Consider the following 15,716-nt stretch of genomic DNA (forward strand, 5'->3'; position numbering starts at 1 on the left):
GCTTCCTGCTGACGCAGCCCGGTATTACCTCGCCCTGCGGCGGGCACAGGCGAATCTTTACACCGACAAAGCTGAATATATTTGCATCTATTTCTGATATGCATTATATCTAATGCATTAAGGAAATATAGTATGGGGTGGATTGAGTTCAGGAATAAGTTGTTTGATCAAGGGTGCTTCAGCATCCATCAGGTATATGCCTGGCAGCCTGGATTTGACCGGAATAACTTTGTCCGATGGACGAAGAGGGGTTACCTGGTGAGATTGCGGCAGGGGCTTTATGCCTTCCCGGAGTACCGGGGAAAACCGGATATGGCGATGTATTTCGCGGGGCGTATCTACAATCCATCTTATATCAGCCTGCACTCAGCGCTCTCGTTTTACGGGTTGATTCCCGAGGCCGTGACCCAGATCACCAGCGTGACTTCATTGAAGACGGCGGTGTTCAAGAACGACTTTGGAGAGTATTCGTACAAAAGCGTCCGGGAAGACCTGATGTTCGGTTACGAACCGCGCCCACTGGAAGGCGGTCGCGCGATGGGGTTCGCCACCCGCGAAAAGGCCTTGCTGGATCTGCTGTATCTTTATCCCTTCTACAACACGGAACAGGAGTTGAAAAATCTGCGGCTTGATGGTGAGCTTTTGCGCGAGGAGTTGAATCGGCCGGAATGGGAATCGCTGACGGCACGCTTTCATTGTGCCGCACTTGAGAAGCGGGTGCGCTTATTATCCAAGGTTTATGATTTATGATTACGATAGAGCAGATCAGGAATTTCTACCCCGCCGCCTTGAGCGGGAATGCGGGCTTTCTAAAGCATATTCTCAAGGAATATGTCCAGTTGTTGGTTCTCGACTATCTGGCGACGACGCCGCATATTCGCAAAATGACGTTCATCGGGGGAGCGAACCTGCGACTGGTCAAGGGGATTGACCGGTTTTCTGAAGATTTGGATTTCGACTGTAAGAATTTTCCGGCGGAAGAATTCGGGAGGATGACGGGTGAGGTTCAGGTTTTTCTTCGTCGTAACGGCTTCAAGGTCGAGGTCAGGGAGAAGGACCAAAGCCGCCTGACGGCATTCCGGAGCAGTCTCTATTTCCCCGAGTTGCTATTTGAGCTGGGGTTATCCGGGCACAAGGATGAGCGTTTCATGTTGAAACTGGAATCACAGGATCAAAAGATTCACTACGAACCGATCATGGGATTTATCAAAGGGTGTGGTTTCTTTTTCTCGTTCCCGGTTCCGTCAGATGCGGTGCTTTGTGCGATGAAGATTTCAGCCATGTTGGCCAGGGGTAAAGGCAGGGATTATTACGATGTCATGTTTCTGTTATCGCGAACCATGCCGGACTATACGTTTCTCGAAGCGCGCAACGGTATTGGTGATTTGAAGGGACTGAAGGCGGCCGTGGAAACTTCGCTCGCGTCCATCGATTTGCGGAAGAAACAGAGGGATTTCGAGCATTTGCTATTCAACCGGGACAACAGTAATCGCATTCTCCACGTTCGCGAATTCATCCAGTCGTTGTGACCCGATCCCCCCCCCTATCTCATGCAGCCCGGGTATGTTTACCTCGGACTGCTGTTTTCGTTTGAGTTTAACAGTCACGGGGGCAGCCCCACGTTCCCGCTTGATTCTCTTTTTGTGTGCCAGTATCTTGATGAAAACAAGGGGAAATATGGCGAGATATCATCTGATTGCGTGTCATGTATTGTGGCGGGAGTTGTGTTATTTCGCCTCCCAGTCGCCCCATTTCTTTACCTTCAATTTCATCAAGCAGGGGCTGCATAATACCCCTGAACTGCTCAAGGTCCAGCTGCAGGCGGCGGTCGATGAGGCGCCGGAAGAGTGTGACGCGATTCTCCTGGGCTATGGTCTGTGCAGCAATGGGGCGGCGGGAGTGGTTTCCCGCAATAAGAAAATGATCATTCCCAAGGCCCATGACTGCATTACGCTCTTCCTGGGGTCCAAGGAGCGGTACCGGACCTATTTTGATGCGCATCCGGGGACCTACTGGTACACGCCGGGTTGGGTCGAGTGTTCGGTTCAGCCCGGGAAGGGGCGCTATGATCTGCTGCGCAAGGAGTATACGGAAAAGTACGGCGAGGAGAATGCCGATTACCTGATGGAGATGGAGCAGGGGTGGATGAAGGAATATAACAATGCCGCCTACGTGGATCTCGGAGTCGGTGATACTGTCCGGCACAAGGAGTTCACTCATGAATGTGCCCAGTGGCTGGGGTGGAAATGTGATGAGCTTCCTGGTGACCCCTCGCTGATCAAGGATTTTGTGAATGGCCAATGGGATGCGGACCGGTTTTTGATCGTGGAGCCCGGCCAGGCCATTATGCCCTCGCATGATGAACAGGTGTTGAAGACCTGAGGCGCCGCCGAAAAGAGGGACTTCAACTAATTGAAGAAATTATGGAAATCCGGAATAGCCAGTTCGGGCTGGTACGAAAAGTAAAAATGTTTTGCGATTTGTCATGGCTGGCTGGGATCAATTATAGCCTCCGTTAAAACCTCATGTGCTGCCAGCCATGAAAAATCGCAAAACGGTGTTTCCCGGACATCAGGGGAAATAAGGAAGCTCAAGGACTTGGTCCTGCTATTATTCTTTAATGTCCCCAGAAAAACCGTTGCGGGATTTTGAATTCGGGGAAGACCATAACACGTCCCCGTGTAATCCAATAGACCGGGCACCCCGAATTAATAATGCCGCAACATTTTTATTTTTTCGTCTGGATCTGGATTTCTTTTATTTCTTGAATTAGTGGTGAAGTCTTTTTCATGGAAATGTTGTTATTAGCGCCTGCTAAACGTTGACTTCTGAATGGGGATGTCGTTAACCTGATGTTCGGATATAACTCGAAGGAAAATTCATGAAAATATTTTTATGTGGATTGTTGGGCGTGGGGCTGCTGCTGAGCAGCGGCTGTGTGACGATGGTGGATCAGAATACGATGGCCCAGCAACAGGCGGATATGGAGAAATTGCGCGAGAATGTGCAACGCATCCAGGAGAAGATCAACGGGCTCGAGCTGGAACAGCAGAACCTCCAGCGTGACATCGGCTCCATGAAGGGGGCGCCCAAGGAGGATACCGTGGTGCGGAACCGGCTGGATACGCTGGAGCGGCAAGTCCAGTCGTTAGCGGCGGCCCGCGATTCGGACCGTAAACAGATCGTCAACCAGGTGGCCTCCATTGTCGGTTCTTCCGGCAGTGGTTCCTCCGGGAAATCATCCTCCGGACGGGGGAGCTCCCAGACTGGAGTGGAGCATGTGGTCGAATCCGGCCAAACCCTGTCAGCGATTGCGGCGGCCTACAAGGTCAGCGCCAGTTCCATCAAAAAAGCCAACTCCATGAAGTCCGATACCCTGCGTGTCGGCCAGAAGTTGTTCATTCCGAAGTGAGGAGTTCACTTCTGATTTGAAACAAAATCAGACTGCAGGTTTTTCATAAAAAGACCTCATTTTGACTTCAGCAAGGTGGCGTTCGACGTCCCCGGCGAACGATTCCACGCACTGGCCGGCAATCAGCCGCCGAGGACGTCGGCTGCCACCTGTGCTTCGCTCAGGTCAGGAACCCCAAAGTTTCTTCATTGAAGACCTTCTTCGCCTTACTTTTCTCCAACCGGTCTCAACAGCACCGTGAACTCCATCGGCTTGGGAGTGATCAGATACTGGGGCTGAGGAGCCGGCCCACAGCTCTGGCTGCCCAGTCCGGCCTGAAGATGATCCACATGCACCACGGTTTGAGCGATGCGCGTGAGTTCGTGCGTATGTCGACTGGTGCAAAGATCGGACACCGTGTAGTGGAGCGCACTGACGTTCAGCAGCTGATCCCCTGTAATGTATAAGCCGGCTTTTTGGCTATTGGTAAGCGCTAGCCAGCGGACGTCGGCCTTGTTTCCGTTTTCCTGGGGACGCACATAAGGCACATATTGCCCATCAACCGTTCCGGTATAAATACCCACATGCGCGCGTTCCTTGCGGTCGGCGTAGCTCTCGTGGGGGCCGCGCCCGTACCAGGCCACTTGCTCGAATCCGGCCGGCATCATGAACTCCAGCCCGAAGCGGGGAAGCGGGGGGAGGTCCTTGGCGATTGGGCTGATGCGGACGGTCAGGGTTACCTCGCCCGATCCCTCGATGGTGGTGGTCTGGTGAAGACGGAACCGGGGTGAGAGTTGATAACTCGCCAGAACGCTCTGAACCACTATCTCCACGGCCGTTCCCTTGACCACGCGGGTCTTGAGGCTTTCAATACGTGGAACCAGGCGGTTATAGCCGGCCTTTCGCCATTCATAGGAAATGCGATTGTCATTATCGGTGGGGGCACGCCATAACTGGACCTTGGGCCCGGCGGCGATCAGTGGCTGATTTTTCCAGCGCCAATCGCGGATGGAGCCGTCAAACGGGTCGAGCTCGATGTTAAACGCCTCGCCTTGCACGACGAGTCCGGTAGAAGATTCCACCAGTTTAACCGACGAGGTCGGGCGCGCCGCGGTGGCGAGCCACTCTTTTTTCCGGGACGGGAGCTCAAGCTGATTTACAGATAATTCGTAGCCGGCGGGCGCCCAGGGGGTGGCCGTCTTCAATGTAAAGGTGAAGGTGACATGCACCTCGCCTCCGGCGGCGATGGCCGATGGCTTGACCGGCAGGATCACGAGGGTGCTTTTTCCGGCGGGAACGTCAAGCGGGTCGAGCGAACCGCGTTGGGCGATGACCCCGTTGCGGGACAGCGTCCAGACGACATCCAGATACGACAGATTGAGGAAGGCATTGCGGTTGGTGAGCGTGAACCGGCCTGCGCTGACATCCACCGCCTCCACCTGTACCGGTGCCAGGATGTGCTTGAGTTCGATCAGGGCGGTGTGCGGAGTCCGGTCGGGCGCAATCAAGCCATCAATGCAGAAGTTACCGTCATTGGGGATGTCCCCGAAATCTCCGCCGTAGGCAAACCATTCAATGCCTTCCGGGGTTTTCATCCGCATGCCATGATCCATCCACTCCCAGACACAGCCGCCAATCAAACGGCGGTACTTGCGGATGGTCTCCCAATATTCCTTGAGACTGCCGGGCCCCTGGCCCATGGCATGGGCATATTCGCAGAGGATGAAGGGCTTGGGCTCCTTCTTCTGGCCCTCTTTGATGAGATTGGGGATGTTCGTATACATCTGGCTGAACACATCCGTACAGACCGCCTTATCGTCCCGCTCATAGTGGATGGGGCGTGAGGGGTCGCGCTGGCGGATCCAGTCTGCCATGGCCACATGATTGGGTCCGAACCCGGCCTCATTGCCCAGTGACCACATGATCACGCAGGCATGGTTTTTGTCGCGTTCGACCAGTCTCATGGCCCGGTCAACGAAGGCGGCTTTCCAGGCGGGCACGCGGGGCGGGATATCCGGGGCATCGTAGCCAAACCCGTGGGTTTCCAGATCCGCCTCATCAATCACGTACAGACCATATTCATCACAGAGTTCGAGCCATTGGGGATCATTGGGATAATGAGAGGTTCGTACCGTATTGATGTTGTGGCGTTTCATCAGGAAAATATCCTGAAGCATGTTCTCGCGGGTCACCACATGGCCGGTGTCCGGATTGGTGTCGTGCCGGTTGACCCCCTGGATTTTGATGGAGACGCCATTGACCCAAAGCTGTTGCGCCCTGATTTCAACCTGACGGAACCCGACGCGCAGGCGCTGGGTTTCCAGAACGGCCCCGTTGCCATCCCGTAGTGTCAATAATAGGGTGTAGAGGGCGGGTGTTTCCGCCGTCCATTTCCGGGGCGAGGACACAGGGGCGCGGAATTTCAGGTTCGTGCTGGCTTTTGATTTAACGATGAGTGTGTCGCTCGCAGGCTGATCAACCAGGGTCTGTCCCTCATCGTCCGTCAAGATGACGTCAACACGGTGTTTGCCGGTGGCCGCGGCCGTCAAATTGCGAAGCGTGATGTCCAGTTCCAGCGTCGCATGGCGGTACTGCTTGTCGAGGGACGTGTGCACGAAGACGTCATGGATGTGGACGTCGGGGACGGATAGCAGGTAGACGTCACGGAAGATACCGGAGAGACGCCAGCAATCCTGGTCCTCCAGATAGCTGCCATCGCACCACTTCAATACCTTGACGGCCAGGGTATTTGGGCCGGCCTTCAGGTACGGCGTGATATTGAATTCGGCCGGCATATGGCTGCCTTTGCTGAAGCCGACGGGCTGTCCGTTGACCCAGGCATAAAATGCCGAATCCACGCCCTGAAAGACAATGAAGGTCTGCCGCTCCTGCCATTGGGCGGGGACGGTGAATTCCCGCCGATAGCAGCCGGTGGGGTTTTCATTGGGAACAAAGGGGGGATCAATGGGGTAGGGGTAGTTTACATTGGTGTACACCCGTTTGTCGTAACCGTGCATCTGCCAGTTGGCCGGGACCGGAATGGATTTCCAGGCCGAGGCATCAAACCCCGGCTGTTCGAACCCGGCGGGGGTCAATTCCGGCCGCGGGGAATAGTCAAATTGCCAATCCCCATTGAGCAGGGAAAAGAACGGGGACTGAAGGCGATCGCCTGAGCCGGCGTTGCCCTCATTCGCAAAGGGGATCAAAGTGGCGCGGGCGGCTTCGCGGTTGCGATGAAGCAGTTGAAGATTTTCCCAGTCCCGGACAGAGGCGTGTGATGATTTGGTCATGATGTTTTCCTAAATAGTTCCGTTGACCCTATCTCATCAATGGCTTGAAGTCCATATTTTCAGTATCCCGTAAAGAGGGACTTCACCACTAATTGAAGAAATAGGGAAAATCCAGAGAATTCAAAAAAAGAGAATGTGGCGGGATTTTTAATTCCGGAGTACCTGAATGAAAAATCCCGCCACGGTTCTTTGGAGAATTTTTCAAAGAAAGAGGAGCGAGAATTGACGACTCCTCCCGCTCAACGAATTCCTTCAGGAAACCGTGGCGTTTATTTTCTCCACATGTACTCATGTGGAAAAATTAACGCCACATTTTCAGTTCATCGTCCGGATCTGGATTTCTTCCATTTCTTAAATTAGTGGTGAAGTCTTCCTCTTTTCAATAAGGTGGTATGTATGCATGCAAAACTGATGTCAACAGGGCTCGTGATGTTGTTGGGGGCGATCAATGGGGTGTGTGTCGCCGCGGAGGTGGAGGTGAGTCAGGTCGTAAACCAGCCCACCAATGCGCCGGGTGTGGTTTGCCTGAATCCCCTGCTTGATTTTGGGGAGGTGTATGCCGATGCGGTCGTGAATCATCAGTATGTGCTGACCAATCAAGGGGAACGCGTGGTGAAGATCCTGGCCGTGCGGGCCGGGTGCGGGTGCACCACGGCGGTGGCCGCCACCAATGAGATGGCCCCGGGGCAGTCCACTACGGTGGAGGCCGTGATTAATTTCAAGGGACGGCGAGGGCGTCAGGCGAAGTCGATTATCGCCGAGACCGATGATCCCGGTAACCGGTTGGTGAGGATGGAGTTCACCGGCGTGGTGATCGTCCCGATCGAGGCTCAGCCGGAGGGGCTCCATTTTGGAACCATTGGTGCGGAAGGGCGGCTTGAGCGGGAGGTCTTGCTGACGGCGGTTTCGACGAATTCCTTTCAGGTCCTGTCGGCTAAATCGACTTCCCCGCATGTGACAGTAACCGTTGAACCCCGTGAGGCGGGCCACCAGTATCTGATCAAGGTCGTCTGTGACGGACCGCGAAAACCGGGGACGTTCATGACCGCCGTCGAGGTGGAGACCGATCATCCCCAGATGAAGGTGCTCTCCATTCCTGTGGCCGGGTTTGTGGCGGGAGATATTGTGGCGGCGCCCGCCTCATTGTTGTTGGTCGCCTCGGGCACCAATGTGCCCAAAACGGTCTGGGTGAATCTCTGGTCCCCCGCGGGCAAGTCCTTCAAAGTGCTGAAGGTTGAGCTGCCCGGGGACGGGATGACGAACTCAGTACTCCCCGTGAGACCCGATCGCAGCCGGTTGGAGGTTAAAACCTGGGGGGCCCTTGCGGGGCTGGATGGAAAGGCGATCCGGATTGAAACGGATCTCGACTCCATGAAGGAAATCCTGATTCCCCTCAAAGTCTTGACTGCCCGCAACGAGGGCTTACCATTACCTGCAAGGACCGCAGAAAAGAGGGACTTCACCACTAATTGAGGAAATAGGGGAAATCCAGCGAAGCAAAAGATTATCGGGACAGGTGCGGAAAAATGTTTTGCGATTTGTCATGGATGGGTGGGTCTGTGAATTTCACGAAATAGACACGCACAGGACTCCCATCCATGAAAAATCGCAAAACGGTGTTCCCCGGACATCGGGAAGGAATAACCAGCCTGTATTTCTTTAAATTAACCAGAACCCCGTTGCGGGATTTTTGGTCCCGCGACTGCGGGATAAAAATACCGCAACATTTTTTCTGCCCGGCCCAGATTTGGATTTCTGTCATTTCTTAAATTAGTGGTGAAGTCTTCTGCTCGATGTGGGGTGGTTATTGCCAAGGATTCAAAACATGAATGAGCGCCTGATAAAGACGAATGTCGAGCAGGAGTATCCGGATTACCTGCGGGATGAATCGCGTCGCAGAGGGAAGGCGGACGGCCTGTGTTTTGCCCGGTCGGACCAGGACATCTGTCAGGTGATGGCGGCGTGTCAGCAGGCCCTGACCATTACGACCCAGGGGGCCCGGACCGGGGTGGCGGGCGGAGCCGTTCCGGATGGGGGATATGTCGTGAATCTCAGCCGGATGAACCGGATGACGGCCCTCCGGTATGACCCGGAGCGGGATGAATTCTTCCTGACGGTTCAGCCGGGAGTGGTGTTATCTCAACTGAGAGCGGCGTTAAGCTCCGGTGAGTTCGATGCCACCGGCTGGAGCCAGGAGTCGCTTGCCGCCCTTGACCGGTTCCGCCAGAAGCCGGCCTATGGCTTTGCTCCCGATCCGACTGAACTCTCGGCCTCCCTCGGCGGGATGGTGGCTTGTAACGCCTCGGGGGCCTGTTCTTTCCGTTATGGCGCGACCCGGCCGTATGTGGAGGCGCTGGAAGTGTTGTTGCCTGATGGGGACCGGATCACCCTGCGGCGGGGCGTGGATCAGGCCCAGGGGCGGGCCTTTTCCGTCATGACCCGGGCCGGACGTTTAATCGCCGGCAGGCTGCCTGACTATGTCATGCCGCTGGTTAAAAATGCCGCGGGCTATTTTGTGAAGGACAACATGGAGCTGATCGATCTGTTTATCGGTTCTGAAGGGACCCTCGGGATATTTTCCGCGATCGAGCTGCGTTTGATTCCTGCGCCCCGATGCCGCTGGGGCGTGGTGGTGTTTCTGCCTTCGCCCGGTTCCGTCGTTGAATTCGTCCAGGGGCTCAAGGGACAACCCGATGAGCTCAAGCCGGTGGCGATCGAGTACTTTGACCCGCGCTCCCTGGAGTTGATCCGCACCCAAAAACAGGAAAACGGGGTGTTTGCGGACATTCCCGATATCCCGCAGGGGAGCGGGCATGCTGTTTATATCGAATATCATGGCGATGAGGCGGCACTGGGCCGGGCCATGGAGACGTTGCCAGATGGCATTGTGGCCGCAGGGGGGCGGGAGGAGAACGTCTGGATGGCTGATAGCGAGCGTGAGTTGGAGCGGCTCAAGGCGTTCCGTCACGCCGTCCCTGAGGCGGTGAACCGGGTGATTGATGAACGCCGTAAACGGGAGCCGGCCCTGACCAAATTAGGGACCGATATGGCCGTCCCTGATACCCACCTGGGCGCTGTGATGGACCTGTATCGCGACGGGCTTCAGAAGGCCGGCCTGGACTATGTGATGTTCGGGCACATCGGGAATAACCATCTGCATGTGAATATCCTGCCCCGATCTCTGGAGGAGTATAACCAGGGGAAGGACCTCTATCTGTGTTGGGCGCGCCGCATTATTGCCATGGGCGGAACGATTTCCGCCGAACATGGGGTCGGGAAATTCAAAGTCGCCCTGTTGCGTGAAATGGTCGGGGAGGCCGTGATACGCCAGATGCGGGAGCTGAAGCGTGTCTTTGACCCCGGCGGAATCCTGAACCGGGGGAATTTATTCTAAGAGGCGCTTTTTACCTTTACGGATTCGCTTTGGATACTTAATGTCGGGTCAGGTAAGGCGATTGTACCGCAGTGTAGTTGGAAAGCGTAGACAGGGGTTTCATGAGAGGGTCTGAAAACGGGCTGGTATTGATTCTGGGGTGTGACCAGGGAGAGTGCGAACTGACGCGCTTGCTGGAGGCGTCCGGCTTCAAGCTGCGGTTGGTCGACTCGCCCGAAGCCCTGCTTTATGTCGCCAAAAGCATTTCCCCGGATGTGATCCTGGTCAATGCCATCAAGAGCCCCTTCAATTTCAATTTTTTCAGCAACCTCATCAACGACCCCTACACGGCGTTGATCAGCACTCTGGTGCTGTCGACGGCGACGTCCCGCGATGACCGGCTACGGGCGATTCAGGCAGGTGCCGATGACTTTATTACCCACCCCTTTGATAATGATGAGGTGTTGATCCGGTTGCGCAACGCCATCACCCGGACCCGGCAGGCACGTGAGTTAAAGCAGGACGCGGTCAGGATCCAGCAGTTGGAGGAGGCCCGGGCCGAATTGACCCAGTTGATGGTGCGCGACATGAAAACCCCCCTTGCCGGGCTGGCGGATCTTCTTGAGATGGCGGGCGGGACGGCACCCAGGGATTTCAAGATGGATGCGTCCCGTTTTGTCAATGAAGCCCTGGGGGCCACGGAGACGCTTGAGGAATTGATTGAATTCCTGATGAGTGTGCGCAAGATGATGGCGGGTGAGGAGATCCCCCAAAAGAAGTCGTGTGACATTCTGGAGTTATCACGCTGTGTGAGCGAGGCGTTATCAGAATCGGCTCAAGCGGTAGGGGTGACCCTGGCGGTGGAAGGGACGGCCGCGCCGGTCTTATGTGACCCATCACAGATGACCCGGGTGATCAGGCATTTAATGCGATTGGCGATCAAGTCAAACCCTGCTGCGAAATCCGTAAAAATCCGGACCGAGCACCTTGCAGGGCAGCTCAAGTTGATGGTTGTCTGTGAGGGGGGGACCGGGGATTCGGTCGTTGAAAGGGATGGGTTGGGGCTGACCTATTGCCGCTTGGTGGCCACCGCGCATGGCGGGGCCTTCGGGGTGCCCCTGGACTCGGGTGATTCGGCTTACTGGTGGGTGGCGCTGCCAGAGGCGGTAGGCCTGAATCAGGCGACTGTCCCGGCCGAAGCGCCGATGCCGGTCACGCTGGAACGGTCCCGCCGCTATCTGGGAGAGTTGACCGGGAAAGTGATTGATCCGAAAAAGCGCTCGCTGCTGTCCCTCGGTACCCGGCAGCAATTTATCGTCGCGGTCGCGCTGATGTCGGTGATCCCCCTGCTGGCCTTCGCCTATGTGCTGGGGAATGCCGTGATGACGCGCTCTCTGGACATGGAGACGATTTATTTTCTCCTGCCCTCCATCGTCACGTTGATGGCGCTGGGGGTGATGTTGTTGGCGCGACACACCATCGAGGTGAGCCGGTTGCGGCAATATCTTGATGAGATCTCACGCGGGGGGGCTCCTCTGATCGCCGCGACGCACTCCAGTGCCGATTTTGCGGCGATCCAGAGATCCCTTGGCGCCGTGATCAAGCAGGGGACTGAAAAGATGAAGGTGATGGAGGCCCGATCCAAAGCTCTGGTCCAGGCTGAGCAACAACGGGTCATGGCGGAGACGGTTGGCGCGGCCTGTCACCATCTGGGGCAGCCTGCCACGATTATCCGGGGCTATCTCGATTTGATGAAGCGCGTCGAGGTGTCGCCTGAGATGAGGGCGATGATCCAGGAATGCCAGACGGCCACCGAGGAAGTGGCGACCGTGCTGTCCCGCTTGAAAGGGGTGGGGCAATACGAGACCGAGCCCTATCTGACCGCGAACGATGCACGCGCCGGGCGTGCCGATGAGCGGATTTTGAAGATCTAGAGCGAAGACTTCACCACTGATTGAAGAAATAGAAGAAATCCAGATCCAGTCAAAATGTTGCGGCATTATTAATTCGGGGTGCTCGTTCTATTGGGTTGCACGGGAACGCATTCGGGTCTTCCCCGAATTAAAAATCCCGCAACGGTGTTTCGGGGGAAATTAAAGAATCATAGCGGGATCACGCCCTTGAGCTCCCTCATTTCCCCTGATGTCCGGGGAAAACCCGTTTGGCGATTTTTGATGGCTGGTGTACCCGCCAGACACACAAATCGCCAAACATTTTCGGCGTGTCTGGATTTCCTGCATTTCTTCAATCAGTGGTGAAGTCTTCCTGTATTTACGTGTCAGGAGCAGACTCTACACTTGCCGCAACGCGATGGGTTTCCCCAGAACTTCATTGGCGATAATGAATTTCCGCAAGGCGAGCGGGTTCCGTAATTCAGGGAACACCGGCGGGTGGACCGGGGGCGCCAGGGCGGGGGAAAGGGCCGGAGGGGGCACCCTTCCCGTAAACGCCAGCGCCGATTCGGCCGCGGAATAAGCCGGACGTTTCTGTGAAGACAAGGTCTCCGATCGTGGCTCAGGGCTGCGGCGGACCGGTTTCTCCCTGTGTGGCGGATGCGGCACCGGGGGCGGATCCACGGGCTGAGGCGGAGCGGGTGGCTTGGCCGTTTTTTCCAGATCTTCAAAGAATTTACGCAACTCGTCCCTTGGATCAAGGGACGTGCCGGCGACCGGTGGTGATTCCTCCTGGGAGGGGGACTCACCCTTTTTCTTGCCAAAAACCTGGGCCAAAATCCACCCGACCACGGCAATGATCCCGATGATCACATCCATGTCCGAAGCGGCTATTATTAATGAGCTCATGTGTTACTACAGCCTACAGCCTAAATCGCTACAGCCTTGGCGGACCTTTGGGCCGCCAGGGTTACTGTTGAACCGGTTTCTGTTGCTGGTCATGCGGTTCGCCGGCGATGGTCTTGCGCATATCGGTGTCGGACTGGATGTTCTGCATCCGGTAGAAATCCATGACGCCGAGGTTGCCTTTACGGAAGGCTTCCGCCATGGCGCGGGGGACTTCCGCCTGAGCCTCAACCACGCGGGCTTGCATTTCCTGCACCAGCGCGCGCATTTCCTGTTCCCGGGCGACGGCCATGGCACGACGGCCTTCGGCTTCCGCCTGGCGGAGTTTCTTGTCCGCCTCGGCGCGTTCGGTTTCCAGCATGGCGCCGACGTTGGCGACATCCTTGGCGCCGGTTCCGGCGACGCTGATATCGGCAATATCGATCGAGACGATTTCAAAAGCCGTTTGTGAATCCAATCCACTGGCCAGTACCCGGCGGCTGATGGCATCCGGATTCTCCAGCACCGCCTTGTAGGTGGCCGAGGAACCGATGGCGCTGACGATGCCTTGTCCGACACGGGCGATGATGGTGTCTTCGCCGGCACCCCCGACGAGTTGATTCAGGTTGGTGCGCACGGTAACACGGGCTTTGACAAGCATCCGGATCCCGTCACGCGCCACAGCGTCCAGCATGGAGACCTGGCTCTTCTGGGGATCGGGGCAGTCGATCACCTTGGGAATCACACTGGTGCGAACGGCTTCCTGCACATCGCGTCCGGCCAGATTGATGGCCGCCGCCTGCTGGAAGGTCAGTTCAATGCCGGCCTTGTCGGCGGCAATCAGGCCATTGACAACGTTAATGACGTCACCCCCGGCCAGATAATGCGCTTCAATGAGGTCGGAGGAGAGCGAAAGGCCGGCTTTGATCACCCGGATGCGGGCATCCACGATCAGGGTGGGGGGCACGCGCCGGAGTTTCATTCCGACAAGCGACAGGATGGGGATGCGGGCACCGGACATCAGGGCGCGGACCCAGACCTTGATGAAATAGAAAAATACTCCCAGGATGATAAAGGCGACCACGGCAATTAAGATCACGATGATTCCGGCAATGTTCTGCATAATTTTCCCTTCCCGATTCTGTTTAACTCAACACATCTTATGAAAATGAAGCGATCCGGTATTTGGAAGTTATGCGCCGGGGAGGGGCGGGGGCTTCGTGCCCTCCTCCACCGTGCATGACACCAACACAGGGGTTCGCCGATCCATGATGGCACTAACCAGCGCGCCCATGCCGGATAGAGTAATAGCGAACCAGAACGTAATGTCAAAGGGAAAAGGCAGGTTCGTGGCGGCATAGAGGGCCAGCAGTCCCAGCGCCATGACGGGAAACAGCAGATTCGGGGCAACGGGGGCGCGTTTCCGGATAATGAGATGGCCGATGAACAGCCCTACGATGATCTTGCTGACATACATCAGGATGATATAGGCGAGGATCAGGATGACGCTTAACGGGATGCCGGCGACGGTGAAGATCAGAAAGGCAGCCAGCAGGGGGATCAAGGCAAAGGTGATAAAGCCGAACAACAGGCAGCGCCAGGTGGATTCAGCCAGCTTATGGACGCTGAGGGCGGCAATACCGGGCATCAGGGACACAAACACCATGCCGACCATGATCGCCCCGCAGAGCAGGGTCAATTGGAGCATCAGGGTGGAGGAGTGGTTCGCCGGGGGCGGTATCGGAAGCTCCTGCTTGATCATTTTTCCGCCCAGCAGGACGCCGGAGTCAAGGACGAGATCCCCCTCCATCCGGTAGTAAAAATCACCCTTGATCTCGGTACCGGGCATGACCGTGATTTCGTCGGCAATGACATGCAGGTCGTTTTCGAACTTGCCCGTCAGGGTGACCTTGTTCGCGTAGACACTGGTGTTTCCCTTGATGGTTCCGCTCAGAATGACATCCTGCCCGGCGAGGAAGGCACTTCCCCGGACGGTCGAATTTTCACTCAGGCTGATCGTGGGCGCCAAGGCCATTAAATTCCGGCCAACCTGACTGGTGATCATGATGGTTTTAGACGAGGCAAGCCGGGCATTATTTGACACCACCCCGGTCATTTCGACCGATTCTCCAAATCCCCAGAGATCGGTGCCGAACAGGCCGGAGAGCCGGAGGGTGGGGAGATTGGTGGTCGGGTGCTGGCCCATGCTGTCAGCCAGGATAAAGCAGTCTTCATTAGCCGTTCCGGCCAGCGTGATGGTGCGGGCCTGGAGCCAGAGTTCATTGGACAGGACCTGGTTTGCCGGAAGGGTGTAGGTATCGGTCGTGCGGAACTCAATGGCCTGCGCCCGGACGGCCAGCGCGAGCAACGGCAGGATCAGGAGCGGTCGCAACTTCATGACTCAACCCTTCGTACCACCACGCGGGTGCCTTCAACCTTGATGACATGGACGGGAACATTGGCATCGATGACGCCACCTTCGGAAACCACATCAATCCGCTTGGTGTCGATGATGGCGTATCCTGCCGGCCGGAGTTCGGACTGGGTGACGCCGGTTTTTCCCAGCAAGGCCTGATGGGAATCGGGCGCCTTGAACCCCTTGCCGTCGACGGAGAGCGTCATCTTCTGGCCGATCCCTGATTTCGGGAACAGCTTGATCCAGGCGAAGGTCGTCAGCGCCACCAGGATAAAGACGCCAAAAAGCACATAGAACCCGCAGGTGGGGCTGATGTCGAAGGCGACGACCACGGCGCCGAACAAAGCGGCCCCCCCGATGGTTCCCGCCACGGCGCCGGGGACAAAAATTTCAACCCCGATCAGTAATGTTCCTGCGAGTAACAATGCAATCAACCACGTTGTGCTATCCATTTCAGAGACTCCCTTAT

General features: G+C 56.3%; 12 protein-coding genes. 7 read left to right on the forward strand and 5 right to left on the reverse strand.

What is annotated here, in order from left to right; translation table 11 throughout:
• The first annotated feature begins 132 nt into the window (after positions 1-132).
• The 4 genes from WCS52_14210 (at position 133) to WCS52_14225 (ending at position 3,412) form a co-directional block, all read left to right on the forward strand.
• Complete coding sequence (locus tag WCS52_14210) at positions 133-750, forward strand: hypothetical protein (GenBank protein MEI6168332.1); 618 nt, start codon at positions 133-135, stop codon at positions 748-750.
• Positions 747-1,529, forward strand: a complete 783-nt coding sequence (locus WCS52_14215) for a nucleotidyl transferase AbiEii/AbiGii toxin family protein (protein ID MEI6168333.1) — start codon at positions 747-749, stop codon at positions 1,527-1,529. The genes WCS52_14210 and WCS52_14215 overlap by 4 nt, the downstream gene beginning before the upstream one ends.
• Positions 1,530-1,677: 148 nt before the next feature.
• Positions 1,678-2,382, forward strand: coding sequence for a DUF1638 domain-containing protein (locus tag WCS52_14220; GenBank protein ID MEI6168334.1), 705 nt, complete (start codon positions 1,678-1,680; stop codon positions 2,380-2,382).
• A 499-nt stretch (positions 2,383-2,881) separates the two neighbouring features.
• Complete coding sequence (locus WCS52_14225; GenBank protein MEI6168335.1) at positions 2,882-3,412, forward strand: LysM peptidoglycan-binding domain-containing protein; 531 nt, start codon at positions 2,882-2,884, stop codon at positions 3,410-3,412.
• A gap of 206 nt (positions 3,413-3,618) precedes the next feature.
• Here WCS52_14225 and WCS52_14230 read toward each other — a convergent pair whose 3' ends face one another.
• Positions 3,619-6,681, reverse strand: coding sequence for a glycoside hydrolase family 2 TIM barrel-domain containing protein (locus WCS52_14230; GenBank protein MEI6168336.1), 3,063 nt, complete (start codon positions 6,679-6,681; stop codon positions 3,619-3,621).
• 396 nt (positions 6,682-7,077) lie between these two features.
• On the opposite strand from WCS52_14230, the gene WCS52_14235 reads away from it, so the two are divergent.
• From WCS52_14235 to WCS52_14245, 3 genes are all read left to right on the forward strand, one after another.
• A complete protein-coding gene (locus WCS52_14235) occupies positions 7,078-8,154 on the forward strand; it encodes a DUF1573 domain-containing protein (protein MEI6168337.1) in 1,077 nt (358 codons plus the stop codon).
• Positions 8,155-8,506: 352 nt separating this feature from the next.
• Entirely contained in the window at positions 8,507-10,075 is a 1,569-nt protein-coding gene (locus WCS52_14240) for an FAD-binding oxidoreductase (GenBank protein MEI6168338.1), read from the forward strand.
• A 101-nt stretch (positions 10,076-10,176) separates the two neighbouring features.
• Positions 10,177-11,988: a HAMP domain-containing sensor histidine kinase gene (locus WCS52_14245; GenBank protein MEI6168339.1), complete on the forward strand. Its 1,812-nt coding sequence runs from the start codon at positions 10,177-10,179 to the stop codon at positions 11,986-11,988.
• A gap of 357 nt (positions 11,989-12,345) precedes the next feature.
• On the opposite strand, the gene WCS52_14250 is transcribed toward WCS52_14245, so the two are convergent.
• The 4 genes from WCS52_14250 to WCS52_14265 all read right to left on the reverse strand — a co-directional run bounded on the left by WCS52_14250 (position 12,346) and on the right by WCS52_14265 (position 15,699).
• Positions 12,346-12,855 (reverse strand): hypothetical protein, encoded by a 510-nt coding sequence (locus WCS52_14250; GenBank protein MEI6168340.1) that lies wholly within the window; start codon positions 12,853-12,855, stop codon positions 12,346-12,348.
• A gap of 61 nt (positions 12,856-12,916) precedes the next feature.
• Positions 12,917-13,945 carry a flotillin-like protein FloA gene (gene floA / locus WCS52_14255; GenBank protein MEI6168341.1) on the reverse strand — a complete coding sequence of 343 codons (1,029 nt, stop codon included), beginning with the start codon at positions 13,943-13,945 and terminating at the stop codon, positions 12,917-12,919.
• Positions 13,946-14,023: 78 nt separating this feature from the next.
• Positions 14,024-15,229 (reverse strand): hypothetical protein, encoded by a 1,206-nt coding sequence (locus WCS52_14260; GenBank protein ID MEI6168342.1) that lies wholly within the window; start codon positions 15,227-15,229, stop codon positions 14,024-14,026.
• Positions 15,226-15,699 (reverse strand): NfeD family protein, encoded by a 474-nt coding sequence (locus WCS52_14265; protein ID MEI6168343.1) that lies wholly within the window; start codon positions 15,697-15,699, stop codon positions 15,226-15,228. Before WCS52_14265 ends, WCS52_14260 begins: the two co-directional genes overlap by 4 nt.
• Positions 15,700-15,716 lie beyond the last annotated feature (17 nt).

This window comes from bacterium (genome assembly GCA_037128595.1).
Taxonomy (GTDB): Bacteria; Verrucomicrobiota; Kiritimatiellia; order CAIKKV01; family CAITUY01; genus JAABPW01.